Below are 20,468 nucleotides of genomic sequence, written 5' to 3' on the forward strand. Positions count from 1 at the left end.
GGAAGCCTTTCCGGCCAGTTCCTGTCGGGTCCATTTCTGTGACGGAGCCGCGATACCCCCAACCGGGACCGCGGCTCCTGCGTTTCCTGATACCGGCAATGCCTCCGGAGCGAATTTCGGGCAGCCCAAAGAAAGACCCGCGTACTTAATTCACTTTGTATACGGCGCAGGTGTTAACGCCGGCCGCTCGCGATGTTTACGGCATGTTGCGAATTCCTCACCCGGCCGCCGGAACGGGGGCGCCGGCATCACGGCCCGGAGCACCGCCCGCGCGGCGCAACCGGTGCGCGGCGGCGGCCCGCTCGGCGTGCTGGGCGGCCAGCGCCCTGGCCCGTTCCGCGTCGCCGCGCCCCACGGCGTCCACGATGGCTCCGCGCTCGCCCCAGCAATCGGCCAGACGGGCCGGCTGCTCGACCGCGTACATCCAGGCGATCTTGTGGCGTAGCTGGGTGAGCAGCGCGACGAGCCCGGGGCTGCCGGACGCCTGGGCGAGCGTCTCGTGGAACCAGCCGCCCAGGGAGCGCAGATCCTCCCCCTCACCCCGCCGCGCTCTGTCCTGACCCAGCCTGACCAGGCCGCGCAGCACCTTGAGGTGCGCCTCGGTGCGGCGTTGTGCGGCACGGGCCGCACCGAGCGGCTCCAGCAGCATCCGCACGTCCAGAAGGTCGGCGGCCTCCTGTTCGGTGGGCTCGGCGACACAGGCACCGGCATGTCGGCGGGTGACCACGAAGCCCTCGGACTCCAGGGTGCGCAGCGCTTCCCGCACCGGGACACGGGATACCCCGTAACGACGCGCGAGCAGCTCCTCGGTGAGTCTGCCGCCGCGTTCGAAGACACCGGAGACGATGTCGTCACGGATTGCCGTACATACCGATTGCGCCGGAATACGCATGTCCGAACCTCCGCCTTAATCCCCCGCGAAACGCGGCCGATCGACGCCTGTTCCGTGACTCTATTGCACGGCGGCTGCATTTCCGAAGCCGGGCCGAAAACCATGAATACCCTTTGACCCGGGGACGGTTCCGCGGGGCGGTTCGGCAGGAACGGACACGCCGAAGGCCCCGGCGGAAGCCGGGGCCTTCGGCGTATTGCGGATGGGACGTCGGTCAGACGTTCACGCCATGGGCGCGCAGGTACGCCACGGGGTCCATGTCGGAGCCGTACGAAGGCGTGGTGCGGGCCTCGAAGTGGAGGTGCGGTCCGGTGGAGTTGCCGGTCGAGCCGGAGAGGCCGATCTGCTGGCCTGCGCCGACGCTCTGGCCGACGGAGACGCCGATCGAGGAGAGGTGGCCGTACTGGGTGTACGTGCCGTCCGTCATCCGCAGCACGATGTTGTTGCCGTATGCGCCACCCCAGCCCGCCTCGACGACCGTGCCGGCGCCGACGGCGACGACGGAGCTGCCGGAGGCGGCGTGGAAGTCGATGCCCGAGTGGCGGCCGGAGGACCAGAGGGATCCGCTCGACTTGTAGCCGGTGGTGACGTACGAACCGGCGACCGGGAGCTGGAAGGAGCCCAGGCGGGTGCGCTCGGCGGAACGGGCGGCGCGGGCCTTCGCGTCACGGGCCGCCTTGGCGCGGGCCTCGGCCTTGACCTTCGCCGCCGCGTCGGCCTTGGCAGCCTCGGCAGCCTTCGCGGCGACGTCGGCCTGGCGCTTCTGCACCTCGGCCTGGGTGGCCACCTGGTCGGCGAGGGCATCCTCGATGGCGACGATCTGGGTCAGACCGGTTTCATCGCCGGAGGGGGCCTCGGCATCCGTGGCGAGGGCCGGAGAGGCCAGTCCGCCGATGACACCGGTGGTCGCCAGCGTTGCGACTCCGGCGACGCGTGCGCTCCTGCGCTTCAGGCGGCTCGGGGCACGGTGCTTCCCGGTGGGGCGGGTGAACGCCATGAAGTAGCTGGTCCTTTCCTTCCTTCTCGCCTACCGGGTTAGCTGACGGGTTCGGAGCAGGAAGGTCTCCTACGGATCCCCGGCCTCACAGGAGGTCGCGGCATCCGATGCACCCCAGGGACTGCGTGGGTCCCCGGCTCCCCAGGCTCGCGCCTGACGGGGACTCGGCGATCACTGCCCGGCGCCACGGATGCGGCATACGAGTGACGGACAGCGGAGCCGACGCTAGGCGGGGGCACTTTCATTCACCAAACGGACAGGGCGCTTTGTAGCGCATCCCACAGAGCAAGCAAGGAACTTTCGTCTCAAATCGGGCAAAAAGGAAGACCCTGGCGGGAAGCGACTCGCCAGGGTCCCTCTTCGCCCCCCTTTGCGGGGCTTTGGTGCATCAGCCGGTGACGACCGACACCTCTCCGATGCCCAACGCCCTGACCGGCTCCTCGATCTGCGCGGCGTCGCCGACGAGAATCGTGACCAGCCGGTCCACGGGGAAGGCGTTGACCACGGCTGCGGTCGCCTCGACCGTGCCGGTCTCGGCCAGGCGGGCGTACAACTGCGCCTGGTAGTCATCCGGGAGGTGCTGCTCGACCTGGTCGGCGAGCGTGCCGGCGACGGAGGCAGCCGTCTCGAACTTCAGCGGGGCGACACCCACGAGGTTCTGCACAGCGGTCTCGCGCTCGGCGTCGGTCAGCCCCTCGGCCACCAGGGTCCGCAGGACCTTCCACAGGTCGTCGAGCGCCGGTCCGGTGGACTCCGTGTCCACCGAGCCGCTGATCGCCAGCATCGCCGCGCCGGTCACCCCGGAGGCGGAGTCCGGGGCCGTCGAGCGCAGGACCTGCCCGAAGGCCCGCACGCCGTAGGTGTAGCCCTTCTCCTCGCGCAGCACCCGGTCCAGCCGGGAGGTGAGTGTGCCGCCCAGGCAGTAGGTGCCGAGGACCTGGGCCGGCCACACGCTGTCGTGCCGGTCGGCGCCGATGCGGCCGATCAGCAGTTGCGTCTGCACGGCGCCCGGACGGTCGACGATCACCACGCGGCCGGTGTCGTCGGCGGTGATCGGCGGGACCGGACGGGGCTCCACAGTGTTTCCGGTCCAGTCGCCGATGGTGTCGGCGAGCAGGGCGTCCAGGTCGATACCGGTGAGGTCGCCCACGACGACGACGGTCGCGGTGGACGGCCGGACATGGGCCTCGTAGAAGGCGCGCACGGCCGCGGAGTCGATCCGCTCCACCGTCTCCTCGGTGCCCTGGCGCGGGCGTGACATCCGCGACGTGGCCGGGAAGAGCTCCTTGGAGAGCTGCTTGGCGGCACGCCGGGCCGGGTTGGCCTGCTCGTGCGGAATCTCGTCGAGCCGGTTGTTCACCAGTCGCTCGATCTCGCTGTCGGCGAACGCGGGTGCCCGCAGCGCCTCGGCGACCAGCCCGAGCGCCTTGGCCAGCCGGGAGGCCGGAACCTCCAGGGAGACCCGCATGCCGGGATGGTCGGCGTGCGCGTCGAGGGTGGCGCCGCAACGCTCCAGCTCAGCGGCGAACTCCTCGGCGGAGTGCTTGTCGGTGCCCTCGGAAAGGGCCCGCGCCATGATCGTGGCCACGCCGTCGAGGCCCTCGGGCTCGGCGTCCAGCGGGGCGTCGAGGAAGATCTCGACCGCGACGACCTGCTGGCCGGGACGGTGGCAGCGCAGCACCGTCAGCCCATTGGGCAGGGCGCCGCGCTCGGGTGCGGGAAAGGCCCAGGGCCTGGCCGTGCCGGGGGTCGGCTGCGGGTGGTACTCCATCGTTACTCCAGTCGCGGCAGCGTCGCTCACTTGTCCGCCCCTTCGTGCGCGTCGGTGTCGGTGTCCGTCTCGTCGGCTTCCGCGTCGGCGGATTCGGCCGGCTCGACCGGCTCGTAGACGAGCACCGCCCGGTTGTCGGGGCGCAGCTGGGCCCTGGCCGCCGCCTGGACCTCGTCCGCGGTGACGTCGAGGACCCGCTGGACGGCGGTCAGGGCGAGCTGCGGGTCGCCGAACAGCACGGCGAACCGGCAGAGTTCATCGGCGCGGCCCGCGACCGTACCGAGCCGGTCCAGCCACTCGCGCTCCAACTGTGCCTGAGCGCGCTCCATTTCCTCGGGCGTGGGGCCCTCGGCGGCGAATCGGGCCAGCTCCTCGTCGACCGCGGCCTCGATCTGCGCCACCTCGACACCGCCGGACGTCTTCACGTCCAGCCAGCCGAGCGAGGGCGCGCCGGCCAGCCGCAGCAGCCCGAAACCTGCCGCAACGGCCGTGCGGTCGCGGCGGACCAGACGGTTGTGCAGCCGGGAGGACTCGCCTCCGCCGAGCACGGTCAGCGCGAGATCCGCGGCGTCGCACTCCCTGGTGCCGTCGTGCGGCAGCCGGTAGGCGGCCATCAGCGCCCGCGCCGGGACCTCCTCGTGGACCTCTTCGCGCAGCTGCTCGCCGATGATCTCGGGGAGCGTGCCGTCGCGCGGCGGCTGCTTGCCGTCGTGGGACGGGATGGAGCCGAAGTACTTCTCGATCCAGGCGAGCGTCTGCTGGGGGTCGATGTCGCCGACGACCGACAGCACCGCGTTGTTGGGCGCGTAGTACGTACGGAAGAAGGTCCGTGCGTCTTCGAGCGTCGCCGCGTCCAGGTCGGCCATCGAGCCGATCGGGGTGTGGTGGTACGGGTGGCCCTCGGGGTAGGCGAGGGCGGTCAGCCTCTCGAACGCCGTGCCGTACGGAACGTTGTCGTACCGCTGGCGGCGCTCGTTCTTGACAACGTCCCGCTGGTTCTCCATGGACTCGTCGTCGAGCGCGGCGAGCAGCGAGCCCATCCGGTCGGCTTCGAGCCACAGGGCCAGTTCCAGCTGATGCGTGGGCATCGTCTCGAAGTAGTTGGTGCGTTCGAAGCTGGTCGTCCCGTTGAGGGAGCCCCCGGCGCCCTGCACCAGCTCGAAGTGTCCGTTCCCCTTGACCTGTCCGGAGCCCTGGAACATCAGGTGCTCGAAGAGGTGAGCCAGACCCGTGCGCCCCTTGACCTCGTGGCGCGACCCGACGTCGTACCAGAGGCACACCGCGGCGACCGGGGTCAGATGGTCCTCGGAGAGCACCACGCGCAGGCCGTTGGCCAGACGGTGCTCGGTCGCTGTCAAGCCGCCGGAGCCGGCCTGGGCTGTGGCCGTGTGACCCATGGGCATGTACGTCCCTTCGATCGCGATACTGGATTTCTTGCGAGACCTGCCACTGTAAGCAAGCGCACCGACACCTGGCGAAGTTCCCGTGCCGTGGAAGTTCGCGTGAAAGAGCGCTTGGGACGGGTCGAGGTCGGCGTTGTCAGTGCGGCGGTCCACAATGGTCCGCGTCAGAACCAGAGGTTGCCCGAACAGATCTGTGAAGGAGTCGCAGCAGCGATGGCCCGCCGCAGTACGAAGACCCCGCCGCCGGACGACTTCGAGGAGAAGATCCTCGACATCGACGTCGTCGACGAAATGCAGGGCTCCTTCCTCGAGTACGCGTACTCGGTGATCTACTCACGGGCCCTGCCGGACGCCCGCGACGGCATGAAGCCGGTGCACCGCCGCATCGTGTACCAGATGAACGAGATGGGGCTGCGCCCCGACCGCGGCTATGTGAAGTGTGCCCGCGTCGTCGGCGAGGTCATGGGCAAGCTGCATCCGCACGGCGACGCGTCGATCTACGACGCGCTGGTCCGGATGGCGCAGCCGTTCTCGATGCGGCTCCCCCTCGTCGACGGGCACGGCAACTTCGGCTCGCTCGGCAACGACGACCCGCCGGCCGCCATGCGGTACACCGAGTGCCGGATGGCCGACGCCACGTCGCTGATGACGGAGTCGATCGACGAGGACACCGTCGATTTCCAGTCGAATTACGACGGCCAGGAACAGGAACCGGTCGCACTCCCCGCCGCCTATCCGAACCTCCTGGTCAACGGATCATCCGGGATCGCGGTCGGCATGGCGACCAATATGCCGCCGCACAACCTGGGCGAGGTCATCGCCGCCGCCCGCCATCTGATCAGGCATCCGGGCGCGGACCTGGAGACCCTGATGCGGTTCGTCCCCGGACCCGACCTGCCGACCGGTGGCCGAATCGTAGGCCTCGGCGGGATCAAGGACGCGTACGCGGCCGGGCGTGGCACGTTCAAGATCCGTGCGACGGTCGCCGTGGAGAACGTGACGGCCCGCCGCAAGGGTCTGGTCGTCACCGAACTGCCCTTCTCCGTCGGCCCGGAGAAGGTGATCGCCAAGATCAAGGATTTGGTCTCGGTGAAGAAGCTCCAGGGCATCGCCGATGTCAAGGACCTCACCGACCGCGAGCACGGCCTGCGCCTGGTCATCGAGGTCAAGAACGGCTTCGTGCCCGAGGCCGTGCTGGAACAGCTCTACAAGCTGACGCCGATGGAGGAGTCCTTCGGCATCAACAATGTGGCGCTGGTCGACGGGCAGCCGCTCACGCTGGGTCTCAAGGAGCTCCTCGAGGTCTATCTCGACCACCGCTTCGACGTGGTGCGCCGCCGCAGCGAGTTCCGCCGGACCAAGCGCCGGGACCGGTTGCACCTGGTCGAGGGTCTGCTCGTCGCGCTGATCGACATCGACGAGGTCATCCGGCTCATCCGGTCCAGCGACAATTCCGCGCAGGCGAAGGAGCGGCTCATCGAGCACTTCTCGCTGAGCGAGATCCAGACGCAGTACATCCTGGACACCCCGCTGCGCCGGCTGACCCGGTTCGACCGGATCGAGCTGGAGAGCGAGCGGGACCGGCTCAACGCCGGGATCGCCGAGCTGACGAGGATCCTCGAATCGGACGCCGAGCTGCGCAAGCTGGTCTCCACCGAACTGGCCGCAGTCGCGAAGAAGTTCGGCACCGACCGGCGTACGGTGCTGCTGGAGTCGGCCGGTTCGCAGGTCGCCTCGGTGCCGCTGGAGGTCGCGGACGACCCCTGCCGGGTGCTGCTGTCCTCGACCGGTCTCCTGGCCCGTACGGCCACCGGCGACCCGATCGTCGTCACCGAGGACGCCAAGCGCGCCAAGCACGACGTGATCGTGTCGGCCGTGCCGGCGACGGCACGTGGCGATGTCGGCGTGGTGACGTCGACAGGGCGGCTGCTGCGGCTCGCGGTGATCGACCTGCCCCAGCTGCCGGACACCCATGCCGCGCCCAATCTTTCGGGCGGGGCACAGGTCTCGGAGTTCCTCACGCTGGAGACCGGTGAGGAGGTCATCTGCCTCACCACGCTCGACGAGTCCTCCCCCGGCCTGGCGATCGGCACCCTGCAAGGCGTCGTCAAGCGGGTGGTGCCGGACTATCCGGCCAACAAGGACGAGCTGGAGGTCATCACCCTCAAGGACGGTGACCGGATCGTCGGCGCCGCCGAACTGCGTACGGGCGAGGAGGACCTCGTCTTCATCACGTCCGACGCACAGCTGCTGCGCTACCCGGCGGCCCAGGTACGGCCGCAGGGCCGGCCGGCGGGCGGCATGGCGGGCGTGAAGCTGGCGGAGGGCGCCGAGGTGCTCTCGTTCGGCGCGGTGGACCCGGCGGCGGACGCGATGGTGTTCACGGTGGCGGGCTCGCACGGCACGCTGGACGACTCGGTGCTGACGGCGAAGCTCACGCCGTTCGACCAGTACCCGCGCAAGGGCCGGGCCACCGGCGGGGTGCGCTGTCAGCGCTTCCTCAAGGGCGAGGACGTCCTGGTGTTCGCCTGGGCGGGTGCGGTCCCGGCGCGGGCGGCGCAGAAGAACGGCACCCCGTCCGAACTGCCGGAGCCGGATCCGCGGCGCGACGGTTCGGGGACGCCGCTGGCCAAGCCGGTCGCGGTGGTCGCCGGACCGGTGTAGCCGGCGGGATACCGTCGGCCGCATGCGCCGGTCGGTTTCAGTCGGCCGGCTGTTGTACGTAACGCAGGACGCCCCACATGCTCTGCTCATGTGCGGCGTCCTGCGTCATGTCCGGCGCCGCCCCTGCTTCCACCGGTGGTTCGGCGCTCTCGCGGCAGTCGGCCAGCTCCTTGTGCAGGGCATCCGGGTCGATGCCGGAGCCGATCAGCACCAGCTGGGTGAGGCGCGGTTCGTCGCGCTTCCAGGGCTGCGGGGCGAACCGCAGGAACCGGCCGACCGCATGCACCTCGTACTTGTTCCCGCGGTCTCCCGCGCCGAAGTCGATGTACCCCTTGATCCGGTAGAGGCCCTCCGGCCGGGAGTCGAGAAACTCCATCGTTCGGCGGGGGTTCATGGGTACATCGGCGCCGAACGAGACACTCTCGTACGTGGTGTGCAGATGCCCGGCGTGCGTTTCGCCGCCCTCCTCGTCCAGCAGGAGGTCCTCGAAGGAGAGCTGACGCATCCGCTCCTCGCCGTCCGGCCGCAGCGCCGGGTCGAAGAGCAGCTCCGGGTCGATGCGTCCGTACTCGGCGGAGACAACGGCCGCCCTGCTGCCGGTCGCCGCGACGGCGTCCCGAATGCGGTCCTGCTCCTCGTCCGTGGCCCGGTCCGTCTTGTTCAGCACGACAAGATCGGCGACGCCGAGGTGCCGGTCGATCTCCGGATGGCGCTCCCGGACGGCGTCGAACTCGGCGGCGTCGACGAGCTCGACCAGTCCCCCGTACACGATGTGCGGGTTGTCGCTGGCCAGCAGCATGCGCACGAGCTCCTGGGGTTCCGCGAGTCCGCTGGCCTCGATGACGATCACGTCGAGGCCGACGGCGGGGCGGGTCAGCGTCTCCAGGAAGGTATCGAGTTCGCTCGCGTCGACGGCGCAGCACAGACATCCGTTGCCCAGTGAAACAGTCGAGCCGACCTGCCCCGAGACGGTCATGGCATCGATCTCGATCGAACCGAAATCGTTGACGATCACGCCGATCCGGTTCCCCGCGCGGTGGCGGAGCAGGTGGTTGAGCAGGGTCGTCTTGCCGGAACCCAGGAACCCTGCCAGGACGATGACCGGGATCTGCTGCCTGCGGGGCGGGGATGACGGGCTCAACGGTGGCCTTCCTCGGGGGGACCTCAGGGCGCCGGTACCGGCTGCGGCGGGGTGGACCGATGGAACGGGCCGCCGGGCGGATGGTCTTCGAGTCCTCCGCCTGCTCCAGGATATTGACGTTCCAGCCGGCCACACGCGCCGCACAGAAGGTCGGCGTGAACATCTCGCGCGGCACCCCGCACAGCTCCATGACGGCCCCGGCGTAGAACTCGACGTCGGTATGGAGCTCTCGGCCCGGCTTGAACTCGGCGAGGAATTCCTCGACCCCGGCCGCAGGGTGCCGGGGCTCGGACACCGGCTCCACACCGCCGAGGATCCGCGGGCGCAGACGCTGTTCGCCCTGCTCGCGCAGGTTCCGCAGGCGGCGCCCGCGCCGGCCGCGGCGCGCGACGTGGCTACCACGACCGTCAGCCCCTGCTGGGGCGAGCGCACCGCCGACGACCTCGGCGAAGGCCGGGAAGATCGGGTTCTGCAGCTCCGGCAGGACGAGTCCGGCCAGCCGGGCCCGCTCGCCGCGCAGCTGGGTCGGACGCTCGTCACCGAGGACGTCGAGCGCGGAGAGGACGGCCTTCCGAGTGGCGTCACAGAATCCGGACTTGCCGTTGAGCACCCGGCTGACCGTGGCCTCGCTGACTCGGCTGGCCGCAGCGGGTCTTCTCCCAGGTGCTGCTGGTGCAGCTCGCCATCGCCACCGGCGTCACCGTACTCGCCACCGGCCTCTTTCTGGCACCCCTCAGCACGCAGCTCGACGACAAAACGATGCGCCGTGCGCTCGCCATCGCGCAGACCACGGCGGCCCAGCCGCAGATCGCCGAGCCCCTGCTCACCACAGCCCCCGCACCCGGAGGGCCCGTGCAATCCGCCGCGGAGCGGATCAGGCGGTCCACCGACGCCGAGTACGTCGTCATGGACCGGCACGGGGTGCGCTGGTCGCACACCGACACCCGCCGGATCGGCAAGGTCGTCTCGACCGATCCCAGTGAGGCGCTCGCGGGCGGAGAGATCATGGAGATCGACAGCGGTACGCTCGGCCGCTCGGCACGCGGCAAGGTGCCGCTCCGCGACAACGCGGACCACCTCGTCGGAGCGGTCTCGGTCGGCATCGCGTACGACGGTGTCCGCGCCCGCTCCTGGCGGCGATCCCGGGGCTGCTCGCCTACGCGGGCGGGGCGCTCGCCGTCGGGGCGCTGGCTGCCTACCTGATCTCCCGCCGCATCCAGCGACGCACCCGCGACCTGGCCTTCTCCGACATCTCCGCGCTGCTGACCGAGCGCGAGGCGATGCTGCACAGCATCCGCGAAGGGGCCGTCGCGCTGGACCGTACGGGACGCATCCGGCTGCTGAACGACGAGGCGCAGCGGCTGCTGGGGCTCGGTCCCGACGCCGCGGGCCGCCCGATCGACGACGTGCTCAGCCGAGGGCGGACCGCGGACGTGCTGGCCGGCCGGGTGGTGGGCGACGATCTGCTGACGCCCGCTGTGACGGACCACCGGCCCGCGGCAGCCACAACCAGCCCCGCCTTTCCCGGACCGGCTACACCGCCCCCGCCCCGGTCAGCGCGCGGACCTCGGTCTCCGCATGCTTGGCGTCGTCGGGTGGCTCGGGTGATGTGACTGTGCCGATCCAGCCGGCTAGGAAGCCGAGCGGGACGGAGACCAGTCCGGGGTTCTCCAGCGGGAAGAACTGGAAGTCGACGCCGGGGAAGAGCGAGGTGGGGCTGCCGGAGACGACCGGTGAAAGCAGGACGAGCAGCACCGCGGGGATCAGCCCGCCGTAGACCGACCAGACCGCTCCCCGCGTGGTGAAGTTCCGCCAGAACAGCGAGTAGAGCAGCACCGGCAGATTGGCCGAGGCGGCCACGGCGAAGGCGAGCCCGACCAGGAACGCCACATTCAGATCCTGGGCGACCAGGCCCAGCCCGATGGCGGCCACCCCGATCCCGGCCGCGGCGACCCTGGCCACGGTGACTTCGCTGTGCTGCTTGGAGCCCGGGCGCCTGAGCGAAGCGTAGAGGTCATGAGCCACGGAGGCGGAGGAGGCAAGCGTGATCCCGGCGACCACGGCGAGAATGGTCGCGAAGGCCACGGCGGCGACCACGGCGAACAGAATCGCTCCCCCGGTGGAACCTTCGCCGCCGCCGAGCACCAGGGCCAGCAGCGGGACGGCCGTGTTCCCGGCGGGACTCGACGCCCGTACGTCCGCCGAACCGACCAGCGCTGCCGCACCGAACCCGAGCACGATCGTCATCAGGTAGAAGCTGCCGATGAGGCCGATCGACCAGACGACCGAGCGGCGGGCGGCGCGGGCGGTGGGCACGGTGTAGAAGCGCGACAGGATGTGAGGCAGTCCGGCCGTACCGAGCACCAGGGCCAGCCCGAGGCTGATGAAGTCGAATTTGGCGGTCCAGCTGCCGCCGTACTTGAGTCCGGGCGAGAGGAACTTCAGTCCGTGCCCGCTCCGCTCGGCGGCGGAGGTGAGGAGCGCGTTGACGTTGCCGTGGAAATGGACCAGAACGAGCACGGTGAGCACAGTCGCGCCCACGATCAGCAGGACGGCCTTGACGATCTGGATCCAGGTCGTGGCGCGCATCCCTCCGAGGGACACATAGGTCACCATGAGCGCCCCGACCCCGATGACGGTCCAGGAGCGGGCGGCGTTGCTCGTACCGCCGAGGAGCAGGGCGACCAGACTGCCCGCACCCACCATCTGCGCCACCAGGTAGAGCACGGAGACGGTGACGGAGGAGGTGCCCGCCGCGATCCGTACCGGACGTTCCGACATACGCGCGGCCACCACGTCGGCGAGGGTGAACCGGCCGCAGTTACGGACGAGTTCGGCCACCAGCAGCAGGACGACGAGCCAGGCGACGAGAAAACCGACCGAGTACAGCATGCCGTCGTATCCGAACAGCGCGATCAGGCCGGAGATACCGAGAAACGATGCGGCCGACATGTAGTCACCGGCGATCGCGAAACCGTTCTCCATGGGGGAGAACAACCGACCGCCGGCATAGAACTCCTCCGCCGAGCCGTGCCGGTTGCGGCTCACCCAGGTGGTGATGGCGAGCGTCACGGCGATGAATGCGCTGAACAGAAGCAACGTCAGGGTCTGGTGATTCCCGCTCAACGCCCGATCCCCCGCGTCATCTCCTGAGTCTCCCACCGCAGATCGAGCGCGGTCCGGTCCCTGCGCAGCCGCGCATGACGTGTGTACGCCCCGGTGAGCAGGAACGTGGTGAGGAACTGCCCGAGCCCCGCGACCATCGCCACGTTGACGGCCCCGGCAACCGGACGGGCCATCAGCCCGGGTGCGGTGACCGCCGTGACAACGTAGGCGAGATACCAGACGACGAAGGCCAGGGTGGCGGGGCCGACGAACCGCCGGTACCGACGGCGCACTTCCTGGAAGGCCACGCTGCGCTGCACCTCCAGATAGATGTCGGCCGCGCTGTGGCTGCGCTGCGGGGCCACGGCCCCCGGTGGTCCGACGGACACGAAGCCCCCCGCACCGTCCAGCTCGCCCCATCCGGAGGCCAGAGCGTCGTACCACGGGTCGCCGACTCGCATCGCTGCAGCGTCGCTCCCTGCTTCCTTCTCCACCGAACAACTCCCCTTTTCCACGGACCACTTCGGCCGCGTACCCAAGAATGGGCAGATCAGGAAGATCTCGGGCACTTCATTCGCCGCTCTTCACCTCTTCAGGTGAAGGATGTCCCGGGCGGGTGTGCGAGACCCCGAACGTACGCATAGCGCACGGCCTGTGCTCTGTCGCGCACCCCGGCCTTGGCGAAGAGATTGTTGATGTGGCTCTTCACCGTGGCCTGCGAGATGTGCAGCTTGCGGGCGATCTCCCGGTTGGACATGCCCTCGGCGATCAGAACGAGTACTTCCGCCTCACGGGGCGTGAGACCGTCGGGCAGTCGCGACTCCTCAGGCACCGGCCCAGCGGGGGCCGGTGCTGTGGTGACCCGCTCCAGCAGCCGGCGCTGCACCACGGGCGAGAGCCCAGCCTCGCCCGACAGCACTGCCTGGATGGCCCGCACGATCTCGTCGCCCCCGGCGTCCTTGGTGAGGTAGCCGCGGGCCCCCGCCTGCAGCGCGGGGAAGAGCGAGTCGTCGTCCGCGAACGTCGTCAGGACCACCACCTGTGTGCCCGGATACTCCTTGCGGATGCGCCGTGTTGCCTCCACCCCGCCGCAACGCGGCATCCGAAGATCCATCAGAACCACATCGGGTGCCCGCTCGGCGACGAGCGCCACGGCCTCGTCCCCGTCCCTCGCCGATCCCACTACCTCGATTCCGGGCAACAGCCCCAGCAGCATCACAATTCCCTCGCGCACCACCGACTGATCGTCGGCGACCACGACCCGCGCGTTCACGCGGGCACCCGCAGACTCACCACGAACCCCTCCTCGCCCGGGCCGGCCTCCAACGTCCCGCCGAGCAGCTCGGCGCGCTCCCTCATTCCCAGCAGACCGTATCCGGAGCCACTGACAGCGAGCTCGTCCACGGGCCGGCGGCCGCCCCGGTCCCTGACCTCCAGGGCGACTTCGCCCGGCAGATACTCCAGCCGTACGAGAACGGTGGCCCCCGGCGCGTGCTTGCGCACATTGGTCAGCGCCTCCTGCGCCACCCGCCGAACCGCCTGCGAGGCGTCCGCTGCCAGCGGCCGCTGCTCCCCGGCCACGGTCACCTCGCCCGGCTCCGCAGTCACCAGCTGTCTCAGGAAGTCCTCCACCGGCGCGACCTCACCCCGGAGCGCGGAGAGCGCCTGACGGGTCTCGGCGAGCCCCTCGCACGCCATTGAACGGGCCGCCACCACTCGCTCCAGGACCTGATCCCGGAACTCCCCGGAAGGCTCTCGCGCGATGAGCAGCCGCGCCGCCTCCAGGTGCACCAGCTGCGCAGAGAGACTGTGCGCGAGCACATCGTGTATCTCCCGAGCGATCCTGGAGCGCTCGCTCAGCGCAGCCGATTCCGCTTCCGCCGCCCTCGCCGCCCGCTCCTGCGCCAGAAGCCGCAGGGCGCTGCCACGTGCCTCGGCATCCAGCCGGAGCACATATCCCGCGAGGCAGAGGCCCCCCGTGGTCAGCGCCGTCGTCATCCACCCGTCGGTGTTGACAGCGGCGTACGCGGCGAGCGCGACGGCCGTGGCGGGAACGGCCGCCGAGAGCGGCAACCGCTCCAGTGCGGTCACCGCGCAGCCGCACCACAGGACCGCGGCAGGCACACCGGCACCGGCTTGCTGCGCCCCGAAGGCCGCCGCCATCAGCAGCGCCATGAGCCCGAGGGAGGGCCACAGCCGGTGTTCCAGACTGGTCCGGAAGAACGCCCATGCGGTCCAGGCGCAGCCCAGTACGCCCAGCAGTCCGACCGCGGCTTCCCAGGGGCCGAAGTTTCCGGCGGTGACGCTGCCCCAGAGCACGAGGGCCAGCAGGAACGCGCGTACGGACCAGGCAATGACCGCCCGTGGGCGCGTGCGCCCCTGCCGGGAGAGTGCCTCCCGGGACGGCCAACTCGTCCAGGTAGCGCGTGTCACACACGGTCCTTCCACACCGGCTGCGACGACAGGCCACCGACAGCATCACCGTACGCCGGGCTCATCCCCCGGGCCGGCCAGGTCAGCACACCGCTGCGCGCGAGCGGCGTCAGCGTGAGAACTGCCATCGGGGCGGCACTGCCCTGACGTATGCCCATCGGCACGGCTGTCCCGGACAGTGCGGCTCTCAGCGCCAGACCTCCCGTCCAGACCAGGAGGGTGGCCTTGGTGCCCCTGCTCCACAGCGATCCGTCCGACTCGCGCCACAGCCGGGTCGTCCAGCCCCAGCCGACGCCGACGACCAGCCCGACCAGTAGTTCGGCGCCGAGGACCACCACGGACAGCGCTTCGTGGCGCGGGTCGGTCAGGCCGGGTCGGCGCAGGGGCAAGAGGATGAGAATCCCGGGCAGGACCCACCAGCGCCAGTCGTCCGAGATCCGTCGTGCCGAGCACTGGCGGACCACGACGAGCGCGATGACGGCGATGATCACCAGGACATTGATGAGCCCTGACATGGCGGCCTCCGAAGCGCGGAAAGGTTCAACACCTTCGACGCTACGGAAAATGCCAGGTCAGAGGATCGACTCAGGGGTTGATCGTGGGTGGAGCCGCCGTCTCCACCCACAGGTGGAGACGGCGGCTGCCGGTCACGCGTCGATGCGCGAGCGGTCCAGTGTGGCCGCCGAGCTGGTGATGAATTCCTTGCGGGGCGCGACCTCGTTGCCCATCAGCAGATCGAAGACCTGCTCGGAGGATTCGAGGTCGCCGATGTTGATCCGCCGCAGTGTGCGGTGGCGCGGATCCATCGTGGTCTCGGCCAGCTGGTCGGCGTCCATCTCGCCCAGCCCCTTGTACCGCTGGATCGAGTCCTTGTACCGGACGTTCTTGCGCCGCAGCTCCAGCAGCGTCTGGCGCAGCTCGCCGTCGGAGTACGTGTAGATGTACTTGTCCTGGCCCTTCTTCGGCTGGACCAACTCGATCCTGTGGAGCGGGGGCACGGCGGCGAAGACACGTCCCGCCTCGACCATGGGCCGCATGTACCGCTGGAAGAGCGTGAGCAGCAAGATGCGGATGTGCGCGCCGTCGACATCGGCGTCCACCAGGAGGACGATCTTGCCGTAGCGGGCGGCGTCGATGTCGAAGGTCCGCCCGGACCCGGCCCCTATGACCTGGATGATCGCACCGCACTCGGCGTTCTTCAGCATGTCCGAGACGGACGCCTTCTGGACATTGAGGATCTTGCCCCGGATCGGCAGCAGCGCCTGGAACTCACTGTTCCGGGCGAGCTTGGCCGTTCCGAGCGCGGAGTCCCCTTCCACGATGAAGAGCTCGCTGCGGTCCACGTCGTCGCTGCGGCAGTCCGCGAGCTTGGCGGGCAGCGAGGAGGACTCCAGCGCCGTCTTGCGACGCTGCGCGTCCTTGTGCTGCCGGGCCGCGATGCGGGTGCGCGCGGCGGCGACCGCCTTGTCCAGGACCGCCCTGGCCTGCGCCTTGGCATCACGCTTGGTGGAGGTGAGGAATGCCTTGAGCTCCTTGGCGACGACATTGGCGACGATCCGGTTGGCCGCCGAGGTGCCGAGGACCTCCTTGGTCTGGCCCTCGAACTGCGGCTCCGCCAGCCGTACGGTGACGACTGCGGTGAGGCCCTCCAGGGCGTCGTCCTTGACGATGTCGTCCTCGGCGACCCGCAGGAGCTTCGCGGAGCGGAGCACCTCGTTGACCGTCTTGGTCACGGAGCGTTCGAACCCGGTCACGTGTGTGCCGCCCTTGGGGGTGGCAATGATGTTGACGAAGGACTTGAGGTTGGTGTCGTATCCCGTGCCCCAGCGCATGGCGATGTCGACGGCCAGCTCACGCGTGACCTCGGTCGCCGTCATGTGCCCGCGCTCGTCCAGGACCGGCACGGTCTCCTTGAAGGTGCCCTGCCCGGTCAGCCGCAGCACGTCGCAGACGGCCTTGTCCTGGGCGAGGTACTCGCAGAATTCACTGATTCCGCCGTCGAAGCGGAACGTCTCCTCGGTCTTGCCCTCACCGTCGAGACCACGTTCGTCGCGTACGACGATCGTGAGTCCGGGGACGAGAAATGCCGTCTGCCGGGCCCGCTGGTAGAGCGTCTCCAGGCTGAGCTTGGCGTCCTTGAGGAAGATCTGCCGGTCGGCCCAGTAGCGCACCCTGGTGCCGGTGCGCGCCTTCGGGACCCGCTTCCCCTTGCGGAGGCCGTTGGCCGGGTCGAACGGACTGTCCGGCCCCTGCTCGGTGAAGATGCCCGGCACCCCCCGCCGGAAGCTGATCGAGTGGGTAGCGCTGTTGCGGTCGACCTCGACGTCGAGGCGGGCCGAGAGCGCGTTGACCACGGAGGCCCCCACACCGTGCAGACCACCGGACGCGGCGTACGAGCCGCCGCCGAACTTGCCGCCGGCGTGCAGCTTGGTCATGACGACCTCGACGCCGGACAGTCCGGTCTTGGGCTCCACGTCGACGGGGATGCCCCGGCCGTTGTCCCGGACCTCGACGGAGTTGTCCTCGTGAAGGATGACCTCGATGTGGTCGCAGTAACCGCCGAGGGCCTCGTCGACGGAGTTGTCGATGATCTCCCAGAGGCAGTGCATGAGGCCACGGCTGTCGGTCGACCCGATGTACATGCCGGGACGCTTGCGAACCGCCTCAAGCCCCTCAAGTACGAGAAGGTGCCGCGCGGTGTAGTTGGAGCCGTCTCGGTCTGCTCCGGTCAGCAGCGCAGTGGACGGCACGGACGTATCGGCGGTCACGCGGTTCGCTCCTCGCTGAATTTCATTTGGGGTCCAGGTGGGTAACGGGCTCGGCTTCGGTTGCCGCTGAGAGCGTACCGAGGCCTGGTAGAGCGGTTGTACCGCCGCCCTCGGGGAATGCTCACACTAGACCAGCCTCGCATACGCGTTCGATCCCTCGTGGGAGTGACGCGCACATCACGTTCCCTTCGAGGCATGAACCATTTAGGCTCCGGGCACGTCCTCATGAACAAACCGGCAAGCCGGCCGGACGGACCGACCAATACAAGCAACGCGAAACCGTAGCGCTACGCAATACGGCACATTCGCCGCCAACCGGCAACAGACAGCCATCTTGAGAAGAAGTTTCGAAGAAAAGCCACGAGCGGGAACGTTTTCGGCCTGGTTGGATGTTGACCCTGGTACGACAGCTCGTCGAGCTAGAGAAGAGGCGACGTGACTACTGTTCTGACCCCCGCGAGCCCGCTGACCGCAGCAGACCGCTGTGACCGTTGCGGCGCCCAGGCATATCTGCGCGTCGTCCTGATCAGCGGCGGTGAACTGCTCTTCTGCGCCCACCACGGTCGCAAGTTCGAGCCGGAACTCAAGAAGATCGCCGCGGAGATACAGGATGAGACGGACCGACTGACGGCCGTGCAGGCCAATGCCGTCGAAGAGGAACAACACTGACACCTCGCATCCACGACGAGCCAGGGTCCGGCTCCGTACCGGCCGACGGGCGGCTCCCCCACCGAGGGGGAACCGCCCGTTCTCGTGCCTTCGGAGCGACGCCGGTCAGCTACTGCCCGGCATCCAGCCCGCAGCCGCGGAGATCCTCGTGTAGACGCCGGGGCTGCCCGCGACCCCGCAGCCATTCCCCCAGGACACCAGGCCGATGAGCCGCCCACGGGCCACCAGCGGCCCTCCGCTGTCCCCCTGGCACGCATCGTGCCCGCCCTGCGGTTCGCCCGCGCAGAGCATCGTCGAGGCCTCGTACGCGGCGCCTCTGCCGCCCGCGTAGGCCCGCTGGCACGTGCTGTCCGGCAGAACCCTCACCTGGGCGGAGCGGAGCGACGTCACGTAGTCACCGCTCCCGGAGATGTCCCCCCAGCCGTAGACGAGGGCTGCGCTACCCGGCTCATCGGCCTGGTCGCCGGCTGTGGCCATGGGGATCACGCTCTCTTTGGGGAGCGCATCGGAAAGCGTGAGCACCGCCAGGTCGCCGGAGTTGGTGGTGCGGTCGTACCCCGGGTTGATCCATGTCCCCTTGACCGCGACCTCCCGGCCGCCGGAGCCGGTCAGCTCATCCCGCCCGGCAATGATCCGCAGGTCGCGCACCTGGCCCACATCGGTGCCGAGCGCTTCCCGGCCCAGACAGTGGGCGGCGGTCAGCACCTTCGTCGGCCCTACCAGCACGGCACCGCAGAACTGGCCCGCACGGGTACCTCCGAATCGGTTACGGCTGGACAGCGCCACGACCCACGGGCTGTCCTTGACATGTGCCGACTGCCCACCGATGACGATGCTGTCGGCAGCCGCCGGAACCGGGGACCCGAGCGGTATCACAACTGCCGCGGCAACCAGGGCGAGCGGCCCGGTCATGGCGCGGACGACGGTACGGGACATGCGTACTCCTGACTCTGCGGTGGATCATGCCCACTCAGAGTCATCCAGCATGTCGGCAGCCGCACCCGCACATGCGCCGAGGGCCCGGTTCCTTGGAACCGGGCCCTCGGCCTGCCTACTCCCGCGACTCAGTCGAGGTAGTCGCGCAGCACCTGCGAACGCGACGGGTGGCGCAGCTTCGACATGGTCTTCGACTCGATCTGGCGGATGCGCTCACGCGTCACGCCGTAGACCTTGCCGATCTCGTCGAGGGTCTTCGGCTGACCGTCGGTAAGACCGAAGCGCATCGAGACCACGCCGGCCTCACGCTCGGAGAGGGTGTCGAGCACCGAGTGCAGCTGCTCCTGAAGGAGCGTGAAGCTGACTGCGTCGGCCGGGACGACCGCCTCGGAGTCCTCGATCAGGTCACCGAACTCACTGTCCCCGTCCTCACCCAGCGGCGTGTGGAGGGAGATCGGCTCTCGACCGTACTTCTGGACCTCGATGACCTTCTCGGGGGTCATGTCGAGCTCCTTGGCCAGCTCCTCCGGGGTGGGCTCACGGCCCAGGTCCTGGAGCATCTGACGCTGCACACGCGCAAGCTTGTTGATGACCTCGACCATGTGCACCGGGATACGGATGGTGCGGGCCTGGTCGGCCATGGCGCGGGTGATCGCCTGACGGATCCACCAGGTGGCGTACGTGGAGAACTTGTAGCCCTTGGTGTAGTCGAACTTCTCGACCGCGCGGATCAGACCGAGGTTGCCCTCCTGGATCAGGTCCAGGAAGAGCATGCCGCGGCCGGTGTAACGCTTGGCCAGCGAGACCACGAGGCGGAGGTTGGCCTCCAGCAGGTGGTTCTTGGCGCGACGCCCGTCCTCGGCGATGATCTCCAGCTCGCGCTTGAGCTTCGGCGCGAGCTTGTCGGAGTTCGACAGCTTGTCCTCGGCGAACAGGCCCGCTTCGATGCGCTTGGCGAGCTCGACCTCCTGCTCGGCGTTGAGGAGCGGGACCTTGCCGATCTGCTTCAGGTAGTCCTTGACCGGGTCGGCCGTGGCGCCTGCGACGGCGACCTGCTGCGCGGGCGCGTCGTCCTCGTCGTCGTCGGAGAGGACGAATCCCTTGTTCTCGCCCTCGCCCTCCTCCTCGTCGCCCTTGCCGACCTGTACTTCCTCGACAGCCTCGTCGCCGTCGAGAAGCTCGTCGGCGTCCTTCTTGCCGGCCTTCTTCGTTGCAGTCTTCTTGGCCACCGTCTTCTTCACGGCGGTCTTCTTGGCAGCCGCCTTCTTGGCTGCCGCCTTCTTCGCAGGGCTGGCCGCGGCAGCGTCGTCGGCCACCACGTCCACGGTCTCGGCCGACGTGGCGGCGGTGGCCGCGACGGTCCTCGTCACGGTCGTCTTGGCCGCGACAGTCTTGGTGGCGGTGCGCTTGACCGGGCTCTTCGCTGCGACGCTCTTGCGGGCGCGCTTCGGCGACTCCGCGGCACTGACCATCAGCGTCACACCCTCTTCCTCGAGGATCTGGTTGAGGCTGCGCAGAACATTCTTCCACTGGGTTGGCGGAATCTGGTCAGCCTCGAAGGCCCGACGCACGTCATCGCCGGCGATCTGCCCATCAGCCTTTCCCCGCTCGATGAGCGCCATCACAGACTCGGACTCGGCGATCTCCGGCGGGAGCGTACGGGATGTGCTGGCCGACACGAACAACCTC

14 protein-coding genes, 5 pseudogenes and 1 riboswitch are annotated in these 20,468 nt (G+C 69.2%); of the genes and pseudogenes, 4 read left to right on the forward strand and 15 right to left on the reverse strand.

Translation table 11 applies throughout. The features are described 5' to 3' along the window. Window positions 1–173 precede the first annotated feature (173 nt). The 4 genes and pseudogenes from AB0915_RS00260 to AB0915_RS00275 all read right to left on the reverse strand — a co-directional run bounded on the left by AB0915_RS00260 (window position 174) and on the right by AB0915_RS00275 (window position 5,063). A pseudogene (locus tag AB0915_RS00260) lies at window positions 174–892 on the reverse strand (GntR family transcriptional regulator). A gap of 214 nt (window positions 893–1,106) precedes the next feature. Then, entirely contained in the window at window positions 1,107–1,889 is a 783-nt protein-coding gene (locus AB0915_RS00265) for a M23 family metallopeptidase (protein WP_366688926.1), read from the reverse strand. A 13-nt stretch (window positions 1,890–1,902) separates the two neighbouring features. Further along, a riboswitch (cyclic di-AMP (ydaO/yuaA leader) is annotated at window positions 1,903–2,069 on the reverse strand. Window positions 2,070–2,277: 208 nt separating this feature from the next. After that, entirely contained in the window at window positions 2,278–3,660 is a 1,383-nt protein-coding gene (locus tag AB0915_RS00270) for a pitrilysin family protein (RefSeq protein WP_366133806.1), read from the reverse strand. A 26-nt stretch (window positions 3,661–3,686) separates the two neighbouring features. Further along, entirely contained in the window at window positions 3,687–5,063 is a 1,377-nt protein-coding gene (locus AB0915_RS00275) for a pitrilysin family protein (protein ID WP_366688927.1), read from the reverse strand. 213 nt (window positions 5,064–5,276) lie between these two features. Between AB0915_RS00275 and AB0915_RS00280 the strand changes: the two genes are divergently transcribed. Further along, complete coding sequence (locus AB0915_RS00280; protein WP_366688928.1) at window positions 5,277–7,727, forward strand: DNA topoisomerase IV subunit A; 2,451 nt, start codon at window positions 5,277–5,279, stop codon at window positions 7,725–7,727. A gap of 37 nt (window positions 7,728–7,764) precedes the next feature. On the opposite strand, the gene AB0915_RS00285 is transcribed toward AB0915_RS00280, so the two are convergent. Both AB0915_RS00285 and AB0915_RS00290 read right to left on the reverse strand, forming a co-directional pair. Continuing rightward, complete coding sequence (locus AB0915_RS00285; RefSeq protein ID WP_366688929.1) at window positions 7,765–8,868, reverse strand: GTP-binding protein; 1,104 nt, start codon at window positions 8,866–8,868, stop codon at window positions 7,765–7,767. Between the two features lie 23 nt (window positions 8,869–8,891). After that, window positions 8,892–9,121, reverse strand: a pseudogene (locus AB0915_RS00290) (citrate/2-methylcitrate synthase); the annotation flags it as partial. 15 nt (window positions 9,122–9,136) lie between these two features. On the opposite strand from AB0915_RS00290, the pseudogene AB0915_RS00295 reads away from it, so the two are divergent. Then, a pseudogene (locus tag AB0915_RS00295) lies at window positions 9,137–9,274 on the forward strand (citrate synthase); the annotation flags it as partial. Here the strand turns inward: AB0915_RS00295 and AB0915_RS00300 are convergent. Continuing rightward, a pseudogene (locus AB0915_RS00300) lies at window positions 9,265–9,478 on the reverse strand (LacI family transcriptional regulator); the annotation flags it as partial. The pseudogenes AB0915_RS00295 and AB0915_RS00300 overlap by 10 nt on opposite strands. Before the next feature lie 53 nt (window positions 9,479–9,531). Here AB0915_RS00300 and AB0915_RS00305 point away from each other — a divergent pair. Continuing rightward, window positions 9,532–10,337, forward strand: a pseudogene (locus tag AB0915_RS00305) (PAS domain-containing protein); the annotation flags it as partial. A 64-nt stretch (window positions 10,338–10,401) separates the two neighbouring features. Here AB0915_RS00305 and AB0915_RS00310 read toward each other — a convergent pair. The 6 genes from AB0915_RS00310 to AB0915_RS00335 all read right to left on the reverse strand — a co-directional run bounded on the left by AB0915_RS00310 (window position 10,402) and on the right by AB0915_RS00335 (window position 17,174). Beyond that, the gene (locus tag AB0915_RS00310; RefSeq protein ID WP_366688930.1) at window positions 10,402–11,994 is read right to left on the reverse strand and encodes a cation acetate symporter; all 1,593 of its coding nucleotides are present in this window, start codon (window positions 11,992–11,994) and stop codon (window positions 10,402–10,404) included. Then, on the reverse strand, window positions 11,991–12,434 hold the full coding sequence (locus tag AB0915_RS00315; protein ID WP_366688931.1) for a DUF485 domain-containing protein: 444 nt from the start codon (window positions 12,432–12,434) through the stop codon (window positions 11,991–11,993). The genes AB0915_RS00310 and AB0915_RS00315 overlap by 4 nt, the downstream gene beginning before the upstream one ends. A 131-nt stretch (window positions 12,435–12,565) precedes the next feature. Next, window positions 12,566–13,246: a response regulator transcription factor gene (locus AB0915_RS00320; protein ID WP_366688932.1), complete on the reverse strand. Its 681-nt coding sequence runs from the start codon at window positions 13,244–13,246 to the stop codon at window positions 12,566–12,568. Further along, window positions 13,243–14,406 (reverse strand): histidine kinase, encoded by a 1,164-nt coding sequence (locus AB0915_RS00325; RefSeq protein ID WP_366688933.1) that lies wholly within the window; start codon window positions 14,404–14,406, stop codon window positions 13,243–13,245. Before AB0915_RS00325 ends, AB0915_RS00320 begins: the two co-directional genes overlap by 4 nt. Further along, a complete protein-coding gene (locus AB0915_RS00330; RefSeq protein ID WP_366688934.1) occupies window positions 14,403–14,921 on the reverse strand; it encodes a DUF1453 domain-containing protein in 519 nt (172 codons plus the stop codon). The genes AB0915_RS00325 and AB0915_RS00330 overlap by 4 nt, the downstream gene beginning before the upstream one ends. A gap of 132 nt (window positions 14,922–15,053) precedes the next feature. Beyond that, window positions 15,054–17,174 carry a DNA topoisomerase IV subunit B gene (locus AB0915_RS00335; RefSeq protein ID WP_366688935.1) on the reverse strand — a complete coding sequence of 707 codons (2,121 nt, stop codon included), beginning with the start codon at window positions 17,172–17,174 and terminating at the stop codon, window positions 15,054–15,056. Window positions 17,175–17,609: 435 nt separating this feature from the next. On the opposite strand from AB0915_RS00335, the gene AB0915_RS00340 reads away from it, so the two are divergent. After that, on the forward strand, window positions 17,610–17,843 hold the full coding sequence (locus tag AB0915_RS00340) for a hypothetical protein (protein ID WP_037701300.1): 234 nt from the start codon (window positions 17,610–17,612) through the stop codon (window positions 17,841–17,843). Window positions 17,844–17,948: 105 nt separating this feature from the next. Here AB0915_RS00340 and AB0915_RS00345 read toward each other — a convergent pair whose 3' ends face one another. Together AB0915_RS00345 and AB0915_RS00350 are read right to left on the reverse strand one after the other, a co-directional pair. Continuing rightward, window positions 17,949–18,779, reverse strand: a complete 831-nt coding sequence (locus tag AB0915_RS00345; protein WP_366688936.1) for a serine protease — start codon at window positions 18,777–18,779, stop codon at window positions 17,949–17,951. A 128-nt stretch (window positions 18,780–18,907) separates the two neighbouring features. Then, window positions 18,908–20,458: an RNA polymerase sigma factor gene (locus AB0915_RS00350; protein WP_366688937.1), complete on the reverse strand. Its 1,551-nt coding sequence runs from the start codon at window positions 20,456–20,458 to the stop codon at window positions 18,908–18,910. Between the last annotated feature and the right edge of the window lie 10 nt (window positions 20,459–20,468).

Origin of the sequence: Streptomyces sp. NPDC048411, from assembly GCF_040704695.1 — a bacterium.
Classification (GTDB): Bacteria; Actinomycetota; Actinomycetes; order Streptomycetales; family Streptomycetaceae; genus Streptomyces.

What these genes read in the sequence shown, in the direction of transcription:
- AB0915_RS00280 (WP_366688928.1), top strand. Translation starts at nt 5,277, where the DNA reads ATGGCCCGCCGCAGTACGAAGACCCCGCCGCCGGACGACTTCGAGGAG.
- AB0915_RS00315 (WP_366688931.1), bottom strand. Translation starts at nt 12,434, where the DNA reads ATGCGAGTCGGCGACCCGTGGTACGACGCTCTGGCCTCCGGATGGGGC.
- AB0915_RS00265 (WP_366688926.1), bottom strand. Translation starts at nt 1,889, where the DNA reads ATGGCGTTCACCCGCCCCACCGGGAAGCACCGTGCCCCGAGCCGCCTG.
- AB0915_RS00270 (WP_366133806.1), bottom strand. Translation starts at nt 3,660, where the DNA reads ATGGAGTACCACCCGCAGCCGACCCCCGGCACGGCCAGGCCCTGGGCC.
- AB0915_RS00330 (WP_366688934.1), bottom strand. Translation starts at nt 14,921, where the DNA reads ATGTCAGGGCTCATCAATGTCCTGGTGATCATCGCCGTCATCGCGCTC.
- AB0915_RS00275 (WP_366688927.1), bottom strand. Translation starts at nt 5,063, where the DNA reads ATGCCCATGGGTCACACGGCCACAGCCCAGGCCGGCTCCGGCGGCTTG.
- AB0915_RS00345 (WP_366688936.1), bottom strand. Translation starts at nt 18,779, where the DNA reads ATGTCCCGTACCGTCGTCCGCGCCATGACCGGGCCGCTCGCCCTGGTT.